9 protein-coding genes are annotated in these 18,432 nt (G+C 62.0%); 7 read left to right on the top strand and 2 right to left on the bottom strand.

The window, feature by feature from the left end; genetic code table 11:
• Nucleotides 1–186 precede the first annotated feature (186 nt).
• Nucleotides 187–6,597 carry a non-ribosomal peptide synthetase gene (locus DXT77_RS03235; protein WP_119426605.1) on the bottom strand — a complete coding sequence of 2,137 codons (6,411 nt, stop codon included), beginning with the start codon at nucleotides 6,595–6,597 and terminating at the stop codon, nucleotides 187–189.
• 491 nt (nucleotides 6,598–7,088) lie between these two features.
• On the opposite strand from DXT77_RS03235, the gene DXT77_RS03230 reads away from it, so the two are divergent.
• The 6 genes from DXT77_RS03230 to DXT77_RS03205 all read left to right on the top strand — a co-directional run bounded on the left by DXT77_RS03230 (nucleotide 7,089) and on the right by DXT77_RS03205 (nucleotide 13,684).
• A complete protein-coding gene (locus DXT77_RS03230; RefSeq protein ID WP_119426604.1) occupies nucleotides 7,089–7,883 on the top strand; it encodes a helix-turn-helix transcriptional regulator in 795 nt (264 codons plus the stop codon).
• Nucleotides 7,884–7,943: 60 nt separating this feature from the next.
• Nucleotides 7,944–9,356, top strand: coding sequence for an efflux transporter outer membrane subunit (locus tag DXT77_RS03225; protein ID WP_119426603.1), 1,413 nt, complete (start codon nucleotides 7,944–7,946; stop codon nucleotides 9,354–9,356).
• A gap of 156 nt (nucleotides 9,357–9,512) precedes the next feature.
• A complete protein-coding gene (locus DXT77_RS03220) occupies nucleotides 9,513–10,118 on the top strand; it encodes an SCO family protein (RefSeq protein ID WP_119426602.1) in 606 nt (201 codons plus the stop codon).
• On the top strand, nucleotides 10,118–10,597 hold the full coding sequence (locus tag DXT77_RS03215; protein WP_119426601.1) for a copper chaperone PCu(A)C: 480 nt from the start codon (nucleotides 10,118–10,120) through the stop codon (nucleotides 10,595–10,597). Before DXT77_RS03220 ends, DXT77_RS03215 begins: the two co-directional genes overlap by 1 nt.
• A gap of 232 nt (nucleotides 10,598–10,829) precedes the next feature.
• On the top strand, nucleotides 10,830–11,165 hold the full coding sequence (locus DXT77_RS03210) for a hypothetical protein (RefSeq protein WP_119426600.1): 336 nt from the start codon (nucleotides 10,830–10,832) through the stop codon (nucleotides 11,163–11,165).
• 308 nt (nucleotides 11,166–11,473) lie between these two features.
• The gene (locus DXT77_RS03205) at nucleotides 11,474–13,684 is read left to right on the top strand and encodes an LTA synthase family protein (RefSeq protein WP_119426599.1); all 2,211 of its coding nucleotides are present in this window, start codon (nucleotides 11,474–11,476) and stop codon (nucleotides 13,682–13,684) included.
• 48 nt (nucleotides 13,685–13,732) lie between these two features.
• On the opposite strand, the gene DXT77_RS03200 is transcribed toward DXT77_RS03205, so the two are convergent.
• Complete coding sequence (locus DXT77_RS03200) at nucleotides 13,733–15,763, bottom strand: TonB-dependent receptor (protein WP_119426598.1); 2,031 nt, start codon at nucleotides 15,761–15,763, stop codon at nucleotides 13,733–13,735.
• Between the two features lie 359 nt (nucleotides 15,764–16,122).
• Here DXT77_RS03200 and katG point away from each other — a divergent pair, with 359 nt between their 5' ends.
• The gene (gene katG, locus DXT77_RS03190; RefSeq protein ID WP_119426596.1) at nucleotides 16,123–18,396 is read left to right on the top strand and encodes a catalase/peroxidase HPI; all 2,274 of its coding nucleotides are present in this window, start codon (nucleotides 16,123–16,125) and stop codon (nucleotides 18,394–18,396) included.
• The last annotated feature ends 36 nt before the right edge of the window (nucleotides 18,397–18,432 follow it).

Genomic DNA, 18,432 nt, shown 5'->3' with positions numbered 1-18,432 from the left:
GGGGGTAACCTGCTGTAAATTCGGGAAAAAAGGAGCGCGCAGAAGCGAATCCGTGCGGCCACGCGCAGCCCGGAAAAGCTAAAACATCGGGGCTTGGGTGTCTGACATGGGAAGCGGGGACAAGCCCCGTGACCGGCCAGTCATGGCGTCGATCCGCGGGAACCGCGAATCGACGCCGATGTCGGCTCAGAGCCGGCGTTTGCGGTTGAGCGTCGGTATGGTGGTTTGCGGGACTTCAACCTGTCTGGCCTGCGCCGAAGTCTGGGCCGCCAGCGCGGCCAGGGTCGGTTGGCTGAACAGCGTGCGGGCATCGACGTGCAGCCCGGCCTGACGCATGCGCGCCACCAGACTGACCGCCAGCAACGAATGCCCGCCGAGTTCGAAGAAGTGGTCGTTGCGTCCGACCTGCTCCAGTTGCAGCACCTCGGCCCAGATCTGCGCCAGCCGGATTTCGACGTCGCCCTCGGGCGCCTCGTAGCGACGACTGAGCACCGCCTCCGCCCCCGGTGCCGGCAAGGCCTTGCGATCGACCTTGTCGTTGGGGGTCAGGGGCAACGCATCGAGCTTCACGTAGGCGCCCGGCGCCATGTACTCCGGCAAGCGCTCCAGCACGTGGGCGCGCAAGCTTTCGATACGTGGCGCGTCGAAGCCTTCGCGCACGGTGAAATACGCCACCAGTCGCTCGTCGCGCACCAGCACCACGGCTTCACGAACGGCCGGATGCTCGATCAGCCGCGCCTCGATTTCCCCCGGCTCCAGACGCAGGCCACGCAACTTGACCTGGAAGTCGTTGCGACCGAGGAACTCAAGGTTGCTATCCGCCCGGTAGCGCACCAGATCGCCGGTGCGGTACAGGCGATCACCGGCCACGAACGGGCTGTCGATGAAGCGCTCGGCCTGCATGTCCGGCAGTCCCAGGTAACCCCGCGCGACTCCGACCCCGCCGATGTGCAAGTGACCGCTCACCCCGAACGGTACCGGTTGGTCATGGGCGTCCAGCACGTAGAGCCGGGTGTTGCTCAGTGCCTTGCCGATTGGCACCACTGCTTCCGGCACCGGCTGATCCGGCTCCAGCGTCCAGCCGGTGCTGTCGACCGTGGTTTCGGTCGGGCCGTAAACGTTATGCAGACGTACCCATGGCAGGCGCTCGCGGACGCGCCGGGCCAGTGCGGCCGTCAGTTCACCGCCACCGTTGAGCACGTCGGTCAGGCTGGTGCACTGGCTGACATCGTCCTGCTCGATGAACTGTTGCAGCAGCGCCGGCACGAACTTGACCACGGTGATCTGCCGTTCACGAATCACCTGGGTCACATAGGCCGAATCGCGGTTGCCGTCGGGACGCGCCAGCACCAGCCGCAGGCCTGAACACAGCGGCCAGAAGATCTCCCACACCGAACTGTCGAAGCTGAACGGCGCCTTCTGCAACAGCGCACCGTGCCCGGTCGGCGGGCTGATCTGCGAACCCCAGTGCACCATGTTGCAGGCACTGCGATGCTCGATCATCACGCCCTTCGGCGTGCCGGTGGAGCCGGAGGTGTAGATCATGTAGGCCAGGTTCGCAGCGCTCAAACCCGGAACTTGCAGGTTATCGGCCGACGCTTCCTGCCAGGTGCAACGGTCGAAATCGATGACCGGCACACCCGGATCAGCCAGCAGATTGCGGGTGGCCTCGTGCACCAGCACCACCACCGGGGCGCTGTCTTGCAACATGTAGTGCAGGCGTTCCAGCGGATAGTCGGGATCCAGTGGCACATACGCGCCGCCCGCCTTGAGAATGCCGAGCAGACCGACTATCAGATCCAGGCTGCGCTCGACGCAGATCGCCACCCGGGAGTCGGGCCGCACGCCTTGCTCGCTTAGGTGATGCGCCAAGCGGTTGGCCTGCTCATTCAACTGGCGATACGTCAGCTGTTGTTCACCGGCCTGTAAGGCGATGGCGTCGGGACGGCGTTGCACCTGCTGTTCGAACAAGGTCTGCAGCGGTTGATCCATCGGGCAATCGACTTCGCTGGCATTGAACTCGACCAGCAGTTGTTCAAGCTCCGCTGCCGGCAGGATCGGCAAGCGATTGAGCGGCTGTTGCGGCGCTTGCTCCAGCGCATCGACCAGCGCCTGCAACGCGGTTTGCACGTAGTCGCCGATGCGCCGGGCGCCGATGCTGATCAGGGTTCGCGTGGTGATCTGCAAGACGCTGCCCAGATCATCGACGCTCAAGGTCAGCGGGTAGTTGGTGCGTTCTTCGTTCTCCAGGGTCTGGATACCTTGCCAGGCCGGATCCGCCGTCGATTCCTGCACCTCAAGATCGGTGTGCCGATAGTTGAGCAGCGCACTGAACAGCGGTGCCGGCGACGCAACGCCGCTGCAACGCTGGGCCAGTGCCAGCGATGCATGCTCGTGCCCGAGCAGGTCGGTCAGTCGGGCGTGGGTAAGCAACACGGCATCACGCGCGCCTCGGTCCATATCCACCCGCAATGGCAGGGTGTTGATGAACACCCCCAGCGCCCGGTCCGCGCCCTCGCCACCCTGCATGCGCCCCATGAACACGCTGCCGAACACCACACGCTCCTGCCCCGAGGTCGCTGCCAGCACTTGCGCCCAGGCCAGGTGAATCAGGCTGGCCACGCTGACGCCTGCCTGCCGCGCTTGCAGGCGCAAGCGGCGGTCCAGTTCAGGCGCAAGCGTGCGCACGGCTTCGTCGATGCCGCGACCGTCGCCCTGCACGTCCTGCAAACCGAACGGCAGGGTCGGTTCGTCGATGTCGGCGAGCATTTCGCGGAAAAACGCTTCATGTTCCTGCTCGCTGACACCGAGCCGGGTCTGGGCTACGTAATTGCGATACGGCACCGCTGGCGGCAACGGCTCACCCTGCCCCAACAGGTTGGCGCGCATTTCATGACGCAAGACTTCCAGGGCGATGTGATCCAGCGCCAGGTGATGGAACAACAGAATCGCCACGATCCGCCCGTGGGCCGGATCGCGGGCATACATCAGCCGGATCAGCGGCGCCTGACTGACGTCGATGCGATAACGCCGGGCATCGAAGCGCTCGTGCAGCTGCGCGAGGACATCGCCCTCGGCCGGATCGAGCATGATTTCCTGCACCGGCAATTCAGCCTGGCGCAAGACCACCTGCACCGGCGTGGTCCGGCCCTCCCAGACCACCGCAGTGCGCAGAATATCGTGACGCGCCATCACCTGACGCAACGCGGTCGCATAAGCCTCGACCCGCTCGACGCTGTCGAACGCCAGTTGCGATTGCAGCAGGTACGGATCGCCCTGGGCGGCGGTGATGTGGTGATAAAGGATGCCTTCCTGCAATGGCGCCAGCGGATAAATGTCCTGCACGTTGGCTGCCCCACCCGGTACCGAAGCGATGATCCGGTCGAGGGTGGCCTGATCCAGTTCTACCAATGGCAACAAGTCCGGGGTGATCTGCGTGCAACCTGGCGGGATGCGGTTGGCCGGCACTTCGACTTCGCGGCCACTGCCCACAGACGCGGCCAGTGCCGCCAGGGTCGGCTGGCCGAACAGCACGCGCACGTCGCTGCTCATGCCGAGCTGGCGCATGCGCTCGATCAGGTTGACCGCCAGCAACGAATGCCCGCCCAGCTCGAAGAAGTGATCGTGACGCCCGACCTTTTCGACTTGCAGCACCTCGGCCCAGATCTGCGCCAGGAGAATTTCAACGTCGCCTTGCGGGGCTTCATATTCGCGGCGGATCAACGCTTCCGGCCCCGGCGCCGGCAACGCCTGGCGATCCAGTTTGCCGTTGGCGGTCAGGGGCAACGCCGTCAAGCGCACGTAAGCCGACGGCAGCATTGCGCTCGGCAGACGGGTTTGCAGATGGGCATGCAATTGCGTGATGTCCAGCGGCTGGCGTTCGGTGAACCAGGCCAGCAACTGCCCGTCGCGTACCTGCACCACCGCATCACGCACGGATTCATGACTGCTCAACGCCGCTTCGATTTCGCCGGGCTCGATGCGCACACCACGGATTTTCACCTGATCGTCGTTGCGGCCCAGATATTCGATGGTGCCGTCCGGGCGCCAGCGTGCGAGGTCGCCGGTACGGTACATGCGCGCGTTGGGGCGGGAGCTGAACGGGTCGTCGAGAAAGCGTTCGGCGGTCAGTTCCGGGCGGTTGAAGTAACCCCGCGCCACTCCGGCACCACCGACGTAGAGCTCACCGGCCACACCAATCGGCACCGGTCGCTGTCGGTCATCCAGCAGATAGGTCGTGGCATTGCTCACGGGCTTGCCGATATGCAGCGTCCGGCCCGGTTCGATCAGCCCTGAGGTGGCGACCACGGTGGCCTCGGTCGGGCCGTAGTTGTTGATCACCTCGAACGTCTGCTCGCGATTGAACTGACGCAGGCGATCACCGCCGATCAGCAGCGTGCGCAACGTCGGATGTTCGAGGTGGCGGCTGAAGGCATACTCGGCAATCGGCGTCGGCAGGAAACTCACGTCCAGCGGTTGTGCACGCCACCAGTCGAGCAGCGCGTCGATGTCTTCGCCACCGTCACGGGACGGCGCCAGGTGCAGGGTCGCGCCGGCACACAGTGCGGGCCAGACTTCCCAGGCCATGGCGTCGAAACCGAAGCCGGCCAGGCTTGACGTGTGACCTCCAGCACTCAGGTCAAAAGCCTCACAGTGCCAGTCCACCAGGTTCGACAACGTGTGGTGTTCGACCATCACGCCTTTGGGCTGGCCGGTGGAACCGGAGGTGTAGATCACGTAGGCCAGATGTGCGGTGGTCAGGCCCGCGACTTCGGGGTTGAGATCGTTGACCGGCCAGATGCGCGAGTCGATGTCGATCACCGGCACATTCAGCACCGGCAGACGTTCGCGCAGATTGCTCTGGGTCAGGACCACGACCGGCGCGCTGTCGCTCAATAAATAGCTCAAACGTTCCGCAGGATGGGCCGGATCGACCGGCACATAACCGGCGCCGGACTTGAGGATTGCCAGCAACGCGACCAGGGTGTCCAGCCCTCGGCGGGCGACCAGCGCCACGCGGTCATCGGGTTGCACACCCAGCCCGATCAAATGATGGGCCAGGGCGTTGGCTTTTCGGTTCAGCTCGGCATAGGTCAACCGTTGCCCCTGGAACTCTGCCGCCACTGCATCCGGCCGCATCGCCGCCTGCGCTTCGATTCGCTGATGGAGGGTCAGCCCGTCGGGGTAATCAGCGCGGGTGTCATTCCACTCTTGCAGCAAGATCGACTCGGCCGGCAGGTTCAGACTGAAATCCCCCACCGCCAGCGAGGTGTCTTCAAGCCCCTGCTCCAGCACCCACAGCAATCGACCGCACAGTGCCGCGATTTCATCCGCGTCAAAGTAGGCCTCGTTGTACACCAGGTACAAACTGTCCTCTTCGTCGCCTCGGCTGCTCAACAGGTGCACGGACAGCGGCGTGCCCTCTTCGTGGTTCGATACTTTGACCACCCGCCCCCGGGCCTCTCCGTACCGGTATTCATGGGCGTCCCGCTCGTAGGAGACGGTCACTTCGAACAGCTGTGAACGATCCTCGCGCAGCAGACCCAGTGCACGGTTCATCTCACTCAGAGGAAAACGCTGATGGCGGAAATCCTGTTTCAGCTCATCGCGAACGGCCTTGACCAGCGCACCGAACGCCAGCTCGCGCCCGAACCCCATGCGCACGGCGCTGACCTGGGTGAACAGCCCCAGGGTCGACTTGAAACGGGCGCCGGATCGATTGAGCAACGGCAAGCCCACTACCCACTCATCACGCTGGCCAATGCGGCTGAAGTACACATGCATCGCCGCCAGCAGGAAGTGCAGCGCCGAAGCCCCGTATTCTGCGGCCACCTGCTTCATACGGTCGTGAAGGCGTGCCGGAAAGACCTGCGAAAAAATCCGCGTCGGTGCCGTCGCGCCGGCAAAGCGTTCCTGATAGCGCGGCAACAACAGCGGTTCGGGAAGATGCCGGTATTTTTCCAGCCAGTACGCACGGTCACGCGCGTAGCGGGCAGACTCGTAATAGCGCGCGTCGTCATGAATGAAGTCGACATAGGACGGCGCCGAATCCGGCGGCTGTTGCCCGAGCGCCAGGGCGTTGTAGATTTCGTCGAGGGATTTGAGCATTTCGCCAAAGCCCCAGCCATCGACAATCAGGTGATGGGCCTGGAGCGAAAACCAATGGCAGCGGTCATCGAGGCGAATGAGGCAGAAACGGAACAGCGGCCCGCCGTCCAGTGTGAATGGCTGCTCGATGCGCTCCTGAGTCAAGCGGCGCGCCGCAGCCTCGGGCTCGGGATGGGCACTGAAGTCATGGAACGGCATCGGCACCGGCATCGAGGGCGCAAAACGCTGCAACGGCAGACCGTGCTCACCGGCACCCAGCAACAGACTGGTACGCAGGGCGTCATGCCGGGCCACGAGGCCTTCAAGGGACGCGTGCATCAACGCAGGATCAAGGGCACCGCTCATCTCGACATAACCACCGATGTTGTACACCGGCGAATCCCCCTGACGCAGTTGATCGAGCCAGATGTCACGCTGGGCAGCGGTCAGCGGGAAGGCTTCGGAAATCGCGGACAGACCGTCCGCCGCATCGGCAGCAAATTGGTTCATAAGATCCGTCTCATGTGATTTGGCGCGTATTCAAGCATCGGCCCCGAAAACCGCATGACACGTGAAACCCGGACAACTCCCCCCTCTTCACCCCGCCCTGAGGGTCCCCAGCCCCGGACAAGTCAGTTATTCCCCCGAAAGTTCGGAAAGAAATGGCTGAAAATCCTGTAGGACAATCGCCACACGCTACTACCGACCAGCGCCTCGCAAATGTGGGACGCGGCGGTCCGAGCCCCGGTTTTCGGGGTTCCCACTAGACCGTACAGTCACGGACTACGAGTCCTTACACATTGATCTGACAGAAACGTGACGCCATTTTTTCGGAATTAGTGGCACTTTGTGTCCCCGTTTTCCCCTACAGACGTAGGACAAATGCATAGGCTTAAATCCCGCTCCAGATCGATTTCAAGGAGAAACGCTGGTTGGCGGCTTCGCAGGTGTATGCACGGCAGATGATTCGGCAATGGCTTTAAATCAGGGATGACAAGGATATGAATCTGACCGGCAGTCTTCGCAACATGGAAAACCCGCACTTCTACTGGCAACTGGGCGAGTTGATCGCCAGTACGGGGAACGAACGATTCGCCTCCAACATGTTTCAGTTGGTCGACACCCTGGTGCCGGTCAACCGGGTGGATCTCAGCGAATGGACACTCGACGAGCGCGAGGCCAGCGTGGTCGAGATCAAGGCCCTGGGCAGCGCCGGTTTGCCGGATACCTTCCCGCCCCCGGACCCGCTGCAATGTCAGGACGATCATCCGCTGTTGCAGAAGATGATCGAGATGAATGACTCGCTGTTGATTCAACTCAAGGCCTCGCTGCAGCAACGACACCCGCACCACAGCGTCCACCAGTGCAATCTGGTGTCACGCACCTCAAACCGCCGCTGTGTCATCTCGTTCTGTCGCCCTCACACGCACCGGGTGTTTTCCCTGCCGGAGCTGTCGTTTCTCAAAAGCCTGTCCGACACCTTGTTGCCATTGATCGAGCGTCACGCGCAGATCCGTCGGCAAATTATCGCCCGGCAACCGCGCCCGGTTCAGGCCGATCAGGAGCAGACACCGTTGCAACAGGTGTTCGACGAGCGCCTGGCACTGGGCGACATCACCCTGTCAGTACGCGAGAAGGAAGTCTGCCTGGGCTTGTTGACCGGCGGCACCGTGCCGCAGATGGCCGAACGGTTGCGGGTCAAGAACAGCTCGATCGAGACCTACCTCAAACGCGCGGCGGCCAAACTCGGGGTCAGCGGGCGTCACGGTCTGGCGAAATGGATGGCCGGGGCCTGATCCGGCGTTTTCTCATCACGGGCCTTCGCGCCCACTCCTATTTGTGAACGAGGCTGTTTGATGTCCAGGTTGCCGATCTCCCTGCTGTCCATGGCGTTGCTGATGGGCGGTTGCTCGCTGATTCCCGATTACCAGCGTCCGGCGTCACCCAGCGCGGCGCAGTATCCAAAAGGCCCCGCCTACCCTGCGCCAACCCGGACCACGACCGCTGTCGAGGACTGGCGCGGGCTGTTCAATGACCCGGCGTTGCAGCAATTGATTGAAAGCGCTCTGGTCAATAACCGCGACCTGCGCGTTGCGGCACTGAACGTCGAAGCATTCCAGGCCCAGTACCGCATCCAGCGCGCCGATCTGCTGCCGGCAGTTTCAGCCAATGCCAATGAGCTGCGCCAACGGGTGCCGGCGAGCGTGACCAAAACCAAAGCGGCGATTACTTCGACCTATTCCGTGAACCTCGGTATCAGCGCCTACGAACTGGATTTCTTTGGCCGGGTCCGCAGCCTCAGCGAGCAGGCCTTGATGAGCTGGCTGGCCACCGAAGAAGCCCGGCGCAGCGCGCAATTGAGCCTGGTGGCGAACGTCGCCAATGCCTACCTGACCTGGCGCGCCGACCAGGAGTTGCTGGCCCTGGCCCAGGAAACCCTGGCCGCTGACGAGAAAAGCCTGCACCTGACCACCCGCAACCGCGAGGCCGGCAAATCTTCGGCGCTGGACCAGATCCAGGCGCAGACCAGCGTCGACAGCACCCGTGCCAGCCTCGCCCGCTATCAACGCCAGGTGGCCCAAGACTTGAACAGCCTGACCTTGCTGGTCGGTGCGCCGGTTCCGGAGACTCTGCCGGCACGTCCACTGGCCAGTGATTTGGTGGCGCAAGTCCCGGCCGGGTTGCCGTCGGATCTGCTGCAACGCCGGCCGGACATTCTCCAGGCCGAATACAAGCTGAAAGCTGCCAACGCCAATATCGGCGCTGCCCGGGCGGCGTTTTTCCCCAGTGTCAGCCTGACGGCCAATGCCGGCACATCGAGTCGGGACCTGTCGGGACTGTTCAAGGGCGGCTCCGGCGCCTGGACCTTCCAGCCGCAGATCAACCTGCCGATCTTCAACGCCGGCAGCCTGAGCGCCAGCCTCGATTACGCGAAGCTGCAGAAGGACATCACGGTCGCCGAATACGAAAAGACCATTCAGACAGCATTTCAGGAAGTGTCCGATGGTCTCGCCGCGCGGGAAACCTATCAGCAACAGCTACAGGCCCAGCGCGATCTGGTGCAGGCCACTCAGGACTATTACGACATGGCGCAGCACCGTTACCGGACCGGTGTCGACAGCAGCCTGACGTTTCTCGATGCCCAGCGTTCGCTGTTCAGTTCGCAGCAAGGTCTGATCTCCGACCGGTTGGCGCAACTGGTGGCGCAAGTGAACCTGTACACCGCACTGGGCGGTAGCTGGAGCCCGGTCGAAGCGTCGGCGCAATAACCGCAGGTCATGTTTTCTTACACCTTTTGTCGCCAGATCTGACATCCGTCGGTGATCAAAAACCGACCTGCCGGTTCATTTTGGTATCATGCGCCGCTTTTACGGTTAACCCCCCGCCTGTCTTGCTGACCGGCGGGCTGCAAAAGGCGGTATTAGATGACGGCTTTGTTGACTCGCCGCAAGGTGCTTGCGGGAATGGGCGTGCTCGGTCTGGGCCTGCTCGCCGGCTGCGACACCCGTGGCCAACTGTCGTACAAGTACGGCAAGGATCTGAGCGACAAGATCCTCGGACGCACCTTCAAGCTCAAGGACACCGAAGGCAACACCGTGACGCTGTCGAGCTTTCGCGGCCTGATGCCGATGATTTTCTTCGGTTTCACCCAATGCCCGGCCGTCTGCCCGACGACCCTGGCCCGCGCGGCGAAAATCAAGAAGCTGATGGGCAAGGATGGCGACATCCTGCAAGTGGTGTTCATCACCCTCGACCCGGAGCGCGACACACCCGAAATCCTCGACGCCTACGTCAAGACCTTCGACCCGAGCTTCGTCGCCCTCTACGGCACCCTCGAGGAAACCAAGGCCACCGCCAAGGAATTCGACGTCTTCTACGAAAAAGTCCCTGCCGGCGACACTTACACCCTGTCGCACACGTCTACCAGTTATGTCTACGACACCCGCGGCAACCTGCGCGTGGGTCTGTCCCAATCGCTTTCTGCACAAGAGTGTACGGAAGATTTGCAAACCGTCATGGAGGTCTGCTGATGAACCCTTTCCTGAACAACATCAAACGTGCCGCACTGGGCCTGTCCCTGTTGGGCCTGGCCTTCCAGGTTACGGCGCAGACCACGGTCGATGACGCCTGGGTCCGTGCAACCGTGCCAAACCAGTCGGCCAGCGGCGCGTTCATGACCGTCACCGCCGACAGCGACAGCAAGCTGCTCAGTGTTGCATCGCCCGTGGCCAAGAACGTGCAGATTCACGAAATGACCATGAAGAACGACGTGATGAGCATGGGTCCGGTCAACTCGGTCGACCTGCCGGCGGGCAAGGCTGTGAAGCTCGATCCGAACGGCTACCACGTGATGTTGATGGGCCTGAACGGTCAACTGAAGGAAGGCGAAACCGTGCCACTGACCCTGACCGTGGAAAACGCCAAGGGCGAAAAACAGGCCATTGAAGTGCAGGCGCCGGTGCGCTCGCTGACCAATATGGAAGGCCACGATCACAGCAAGATGCATTGATCGCCGGCTGACGGATTTACGGCTTCAAAAAACAAACGGGGCGGCATGATCGACGATCATGCCGCCCTTTTTTGCGTCTGAGGGTCAAAGCTTGCAGGGAATTATATAAAGCAAGGTTTAAAGACTGATTTGACCTGAAAGACTGTCAGTAATGACAGGTTCTGAGTAGGCACTCTTTCGCTATCTTCTGCGGGACCGTTTCATTATTCCCTACCACGCAGGAGTTTCAAGAATGAATAATCCCCAGCAGCGACAAGGCGTGAGTACCGCATCTTTCAACGACTTCGTCATCGATGGTTTCGACTCTCAAGCCATGACGATCAAATTGAGCGCAGTGCCCAATATGGGGGCGCAAGTTGCCGCAAAACTCCCGACAAACGAACTCACCGTAGATATCCTGGTGAATCCGGAGTCACTGCGAATGGTGCGCAAGTCTCAGTCGACGCAGGCTCTGGACACCATCATCCCTCATTCATATCTATCGGATGCGGTGAATAAAAGTATGGATTGCATATTGACCGCAATGGGAACCGGTACCGTTTTCGGTCTCATAAAGGTGATTGCATAATCCTTCTGCCGGGTAGCTGAGCGCTTCCGCTACCCGGCGCGACAACCATTCTGGCCGGACTCACGCCACGACAGAGCAAACGATTGTTCATGGCCCGGCTAAACAGTCGGAAACAAAATTTTTTTCAAACACCCTCCTTCAGCCAATCCCTGCTGACCGAAGCCGGTCAAGGCTCCAGGCGTACTTCACTCACAAATCACTTCATGCACTGAGGGTTTTGCTCAGCGTTTAAAAACACGATCCTCCGTCCCACCCTTGGTATCATCGCCCACACTTTTATGACGGTTTGATGGCTGGAAGGTCTTTTTGTGAGCGCTCTTTTTCAACGGCTTCGGCACCCCGACGCCCGTCTTCTTTCTCTGGTTTTTCTGGTACTGATCGTGCCGGTGTGCCTGCGTGCGGCACTCGGCTGGTCGAGCCTTTTCGGCTATTTGTCGGATCTGGCTATCGGCAGCCTGCTGGTGGTTCTGCTGCATCGCCGGCCGTGGTGGCTGGGCCTGCCGGTGCTGGTGTTCTGGGGTCTGCTGGCAGTGGCGACGGCAGAACTGGTCAGCGCGGTCGGGCGCCTGCCCAACCCTCAGGACCTGCATTACCTGATCGACCCGCAATTCGTCGAGAACTCCACCGGCGGCGGCTTCGCCCATCCGGGAGTGGCCGGTGCATTGCTGCTGGGCCTGTTGCTGTGGCTGGCGACGCAGTGGGCAAACCGAGGAACGCCGGCGCCGGCCCTGCCCCGCGCCGTGTGGTCGGCACCGGTGTTGCTGTTCGCCGCCCATTGGGGCGCACAGAATATTTCGCCAAGCGACGCCGACCCATGGCGTCTGTACAACCTGCCGCATCAGTTGCTCGCCGCGCAGGTGGCCGACGCGCAGATGCAGGCCGAAGAATGGCTGGAAGGTGGCAGCGAAGTACCCGCGCCATCGATGGCCGGGCTCACCGACCTCGACTTGAACGGCCACTCGTTACTGGCCGCTAAAGGTCAGGCGCGCAACGTGCTGATCGTTGCCGTCGAAGGCATTCCCGGCGCCTACATCCGCGCCAATCGCGAGGCCATCGGCAGCCATTATCAGGAAGACCTGATGCCCAAGCTCAGCCGCTGGGCCGAGCGCGGCATGAACACGCCGGACTACGTGCTGCACACGCACCAGACCATTCGCGGCCTGTACGCCATGCTCTGCGGCGATTACGACAAGTTGAACAACGGCACGCCCAAAGGCGTGGAAATGCTGACCCAGAACGAACGCAACCAGGCCTGTCTGCCGGCTCAGTTGCGCCAGCACGGTTTCAGTACTCACTACCTGCAAGGCGCCGGCCTGCGCTTCATGGCCAAAGACAAGATCATGCCGCACATCGGCTTCGATGCGACCCACGGCCTGGAGTGGTTCACCAACGCCAACTACCTGGAATTCCCGTGGGGCAAGGACGACAAGGCCTTCTTCGAAGGCGCACTGGGTTATGTCGGCCAACTGAAGAAACAGAAAAAACCCTGGATGCTGACCCTGCTGACCGTCGGCACCCATCAGCCCTACTCCGCGCCGGAAGACTACCTGCAACGCTACGACACGCCGAAACAGGCCGCCGTCGGCTATCTGGACGACGCATTGGACCAGTTCCTCAGCGGCCTCGAACGTCAGGGTGTACTGAAAGACACGCTGGTGGTGATCACCTCGGACGAATCCCATGGCATCGATGGCGTGCGGCTGGCCTCGTCCTGGGGTTTCAACCTGACCCTCGCACCGGAGCAGGCACAGTTGCCACATCTGAACGCAGGGGTCTACGGGCATGTCGATCTGAGCGCGTCGATCCTCGATTACTTTGACCTGCCGGTGCCCGCCGCACTCAGCGGCCGCTCGCTGTTTCGCGACTACGACACCGGGCGCGAAATCATGTCGTTCACCAACGGCAAACTGCGCTACCACGACGGCCACGGCATTCTGACCGAATGCGACATGCCGCGACGTTGCCGCGCTTATGCCAGCGAAGGTTTCATTGCCGAAAGCGCCACGTTCAAGGGCAATGCCAGCGGCCAGAATGCGCGGCAGATTGCGGCCCGCGCCGATGCTCTGGATCTGTCGCTGCTGCGCACTCCGCTGAATCAGCGTTACCAGTTCGGCAGCGACAACGTCATCCCGCTGCAAGCGCAGATCAAGGATGACTGGGCCGACAACCTGATCGGCGCGCAGTACCTGGAAATGCCCAAGGGTTCACACACCCGCGTGCGCCTGACCGTGCGCTCGATGGACCCACAGCAGGCGGCGTACATCCAGCTCAAGGCCAAGGAGTTCGAACAGGACGTGCAACTGGGCCTGCCGTCGGAAATGGTCGCCACGGCGGACCAGCCGCTGGAAATGGATTTCAGCTTCGACAACCCGCAACCGCGCAAGGCCTTCTCGTTCCACTTGCTGGGTTATGGGCTGGGGGCGGTGGAAGTCACGGATTTCAGCGTGATCACCGAGCTGCCGGGGCAACAGGATCTGCGGGAGGAACTCCCGGAAGACGACACCGCTCAGTCGAGTTGATGTCGACGCCAGCGTCACGCGGTTCGCGTGACGCTGGCGCAGGGACGATCAGAAGGTAGTGCGCAACCCCACCTGAATGCTTCGCCCTTCTGCCGGCGCAATGTCGCGCAGGATCGAGCTGGCATAGCGCACGGTCTGGTTGGTCAGGTTCTCGGCATTGACGAAGGCCAGCCATTTGCTCTGGCCGACGTCAAAGTGATACCCCACATTCGCCCCCAGCGTGGTGTAGCCATCGGTGCTGCTTTCATTGTCCGGCACCCGATGCTGCGAACTGGCGTGCTCCACATCGATCCGCGCCTGCCAGCGATCCAGCTCCCACAACAAACCGGTATTCAAGCGCAGCGGCGCAATGCGCGGCAGATCCTGACCGTTGTCGAGGTTCTTGGCCCGGGTGTAGTCGCCCGACAGTTCCAGCGCGAACTTGCCGTAGGCGCTCTCGCCGAGTTGCCAGCGATCCTGGGCTTCGATGCCGCTGAAGCGCGCACGAACACCGGAATAGGCGTATTCGGGAATGCCGCCTGCGTCCTCTTCCCCTTCGTCATTCAGCGTGCGACCGGTGCCGAGCAGGCCGATGTAATTGGAGAAGTGGCTGTAGAACACGCCGACGCTGCCCTTGTGCGTGCCATTGTCGAAACGCAGGGCCAGATCGCTGGAGACGGCTTTCTCTTTCGACAGACCCGCATCCCCGACTTCGAAAGTGCCGGTGGCGACGTGGGCGCCGTTGGCGTACAGCTCGTAGAACGTCGGTGCCCGCTCGGTGTAGCCCAGCGTGGCGGCGACCGACCAGACCGGCGTCAGCGTGTAGACCGCGCCGGACGACAGGCTGCCGGCGGTGAAACTGCTGGAGCGGTCGGCATTGGCGAAGCGCTCGTTGCCTTTGGCGTCCGGGTCGACCGTGGTGTGTTCCAGGCGTCCGCCGAGGGTGAACAGCAGGCGATCCGTGGCTTGCAGCTCTTCCAGAATGAACAGTGCGCCGGCATTGGTATCGGTGTGCGGCACAAAGGCTTCTTCGCCCAGCGCCGAGAATTCATTGCGACTGACCTGCGCGCCGATCACCCCGTTGAACGGTCCCAACGGCTGGTGCCGGGCTTCGACCCGCGCTTCGTAACCCTTGTTCTTGAAAGTGGTGCCGACCTCGCCGCCCTCGATTTCGCGGTGCTGGTAATCGGTGTAACCGGCGTCGAACTTGACCGAGCTGAACGGCCCTTGGAGGTTGCGGATTTCCGAGGCGAACGCGTAGTGCTCCTGCTGCATGCGAATCCGCACGTCGTCTTCGGCTGGTGAGCCGTAATTGGAGTCGTAATTGCTGTAAGACAGACCCGCGTAACCGTCATCCCAGGTGTACGAACCACCCACCGCGCCGCCGTCCTGGCGACCGTCGCTGTTGGCCAGGCGATGCTTGCTGGAATCGCCATCATCCCCCGCCCGTTTGCGGCTGCTTTTGGCGTAGCCGGGGATCTTCAGGTCATTGAATTCGCGGGCGCTGGCGTCCAGGTGCAGGGCGAACTGACCGTTGCCGGCTTCGAGTTTACCGGCGCTGCTGCGGGTGGTGTCGGCGCCGCCGTAGCGCAGCTCGCCGGCGCCATGGATGCCGTCGATGGCTTCGGTCGGGATGCGGTTGTCGAAGGTATTCACGACCCCGCCGATGGCGCTGCCGCCGTAGAGCAACGCGGCCGGGCCACGGACGATTTCGATGCGGTCAACGTTGATCGGGTCCAACGGCACCGCGTGGTCATAGGACAGCGACGAGGCATCGAGCGCTCCGACGCCGTTACGCAGAATGCGGATGCGATCGCCGTCCTGCCCGCGAATGATCGGGCGACTGGCACCCGGGCCGAAGTAGGAGGACGACACACCCGGCTGCTTGTTCAGGGTTTCGCCCAAGCTGCCCTTCTGCTGGAGCGTCAGGTCATCACCGCTCAATACGGTCGAGGGTGAAGCCAGGGTCTGGCTGCCCAGTGGATTGGCAGTGATGACTTGGGGTTGCAGCTCAAGGGGTTCGGCAGCGAATGCGGGGGACGCGATCAGCAGCGCAGAGGCCAGCAGGCTTGGCTGGAAGGAGGGAAAACGGGCAGACATTTCTAGTATTCCGTAAGGCAGAAAGGAAGGGATCGATGCCACTGCCACACGGACATGTCAGCGATATCGATCAGATGAAATCATTTTTATGTTATACAATAACATTTCTAATGGCCATCATGATTCTTGCCCGATGTTTACAACAACCGCTCAAGGACGGGTCTTTCAGCACGCAGCATCGCCGCTTGCGAAAGGACGTCCTGCGTTTCTTCGAAAAAATCCTGAACAGACAGCGGTAAAAGACTTTGCCTATCAGCCACCAATAGTCGGCCTATTAGCTGACCTGCCCAGTCGGGTCTAGCCTTACTAATCCGAAGTCGGCACGAGCCGGCCGCAGAAGACCTGATAAGGACCCGAACATGGCAAATGAATCGAAATGCCCGTTCAATCACGCCGCCGGCGGTGGCACGACGAACCGCGATTGGTGGCCGAATCAACTGAACCTGAAAATCCTGAGTCAGCACTCGCCCGCCTCCGATCCGCTGGGCAAGGACTTCGACTACGCCAAGGCTTTCAAAAACCTGGATTTCCAGGCCCTGAAACGCGATCTGACGGCGCTGATGACTGACTCCCAGGACTGGTGGCCCGCCGACTTCGGCCACTACGGCCCGCTCTTCATCCGCATGGCCTGGCACAGCGCCGGCACTTATCGCACCGCTGACGGCCGTGGCGGCGCAGGATCCGGCCAGCAACGCTTCGCCCCGCTCAACAGCTGGCCGGACAACGTCAGCCTCGACAAAGCCCGGCGCCTGCTGTGGCCAATCAAACAGAAATACGGCCGCAACATTTCCTGGGCCGATCTGATCGTCCTCACCGGCAACGTCGCGCTGGAGTCCATGGGCTTCAAGACTTTCGGATTCTCCGGCGGCCGGCCGGATGTGTGGGAGCCGGATGAAGATGTGTACTGGGGTTCGGAAAACACCTGGCTGGGTGGCGACACCCGTTACGGCAAACACCCCGAAGCCATGCAGGAACCGGGCGACGGCACGCTGGTGGCCGAACCTGCCGAGCACGGCCATGAACAGAGTCGCACCAACCAGGGCGAACGCAATCTGGAAAACCCGCTGGCCGCCGTGCAGATGGGCCTGATCTACGTGAACCCCGAAGGCCCCGAGGGCAATCCCGATCCGGTGGCCTCGGCCCGGGACATTCGCGAAACCTTCGGCCGCATGGCCATGAACGACGAGGAAACCGTCGCCCTGATCGCTGGCGGCCACGCCTTCGGCAAGACCCACGGTGCCGGCCCTGCCGATAACGTCGGCCCGGAACCGGAAGCCGCCGGTCTTGAGCTTCAGGGCTTGGGCTGGAAAAACAGCTTCGGCAGCGGCAAAGGTGCGGACACCATCACCAGCGGCCTGGAAGTGACCTGGACCACCACCCCGACCAAATGGAGCAACAACTACCTGGAAAACCTGTTCGGCTTCGAGTGGGAACTGACCAAGAGCCCGGCCGGCGCCCACCAGTGGAAACCGAAAAACGGCGCCGGGGCCGGCACCATTCCCCATGCTCATGACCCGAACAAGCGCATCGACCCGACCATGCTCACCTCTGACCTGGCCCTGCGCTTCGATCCGGCCTACGAGAAGATTTCGCGGCGTTTCCTGGCCAATCCTGATCAACTGGCCGACGCCTTCGCCCGCGCCTGGTACAAACTGATCCACCGCGACATGGGCCCGCTGTCACGCTATCTCGGCCCGGAAATGCCGCAGGAAGAACTGTTGTGGCAAGACCCGATTCCCGAGGCCAGCCATCCGCTGATCGACGACAGCGATATCAGGGCGTTGAAAGGCAAAGTACTGGCGTCGGGGCTGTCGGTTTCGGAACTGGTCTCCACCGCCTGGGCGGCCGCTTCGACCTTCCGCGGCTCGGACAAACGCGGCGGCGCCAACGGCGGACGTCTGCGTCTGGCACCACAACGGTTCTGGCAGGCCAACCAGCCCGAGCAACTGGACAAGGTGCTCAAAGCCCTCGAAAGCATTCAGAACGAGTTCAACGCCGGCGCATCGGGCAAGAAAGTCTCGCTGGCGGACCTGATCGTGCTGGCCGGCAATGCCGGGGTCGAACAGGCGGCGAAAAACGCCGGCCATTCGGTCACCGTGCCCTTCTCGCCCGGCCGTACCGATGCGACTCAGGAGCAGACCGACGTCGAATCGTTCGGTTTCCTTGAACCGCACACCGACGGCTTCCGCAACTACGCCGCCAGCACCTATCGCGTGCCGGCCGAAGCGTTGCTGATCGACAAGGCGCAGCTGCTGACGCTCTCGGCACCGGAGTTGACCGTGCTGGTCGGTGGCCTGCGCGTGCTGGACACCAACGTCGGCAAGACGAAGCACGGCGTGTTCACCGACAAGCCCGGTGTACTGACCAACGACTTCTTCCGCAACCTGCTGGACATGGGCGTGGAATGGAAACCGACGTCCAAGGCGGCGGACGAGTTCGAAGGTCACGACCGCAAGACCGGCAATGTGAAATGGACAGGCACACGGGTCGATCTGGTGTTCGGTTCCAACGCGATACTGCGGGCGCTGGCCGAGGTGTATGCCAGCTCCGATGCGAAGGAACAGTTCGTCAACGACTTCGTTGCCGCGTGGGTGAAGGTGATGGATCTGGATCGGTTTGATTTGCGCCAGTAAGGGATTTTTATCCATCCACAAAAACGCCGCTCGTTG

Source organism: Pseudomonas sp. 91RF (genome assembly GCF_003576265.1).
Lineage (GTDB): Bacteria > Pseudomonadota > Gammaproteobacteria > Pseudomonadales > Pseudomonadaceae > Aquipseudomonas > Aquipseudomonas kribbensis.
Note: the sequence above shows the minus strand (reverse complement) of the source record. Positions and strands in the feature narration are given on the sequence as shown.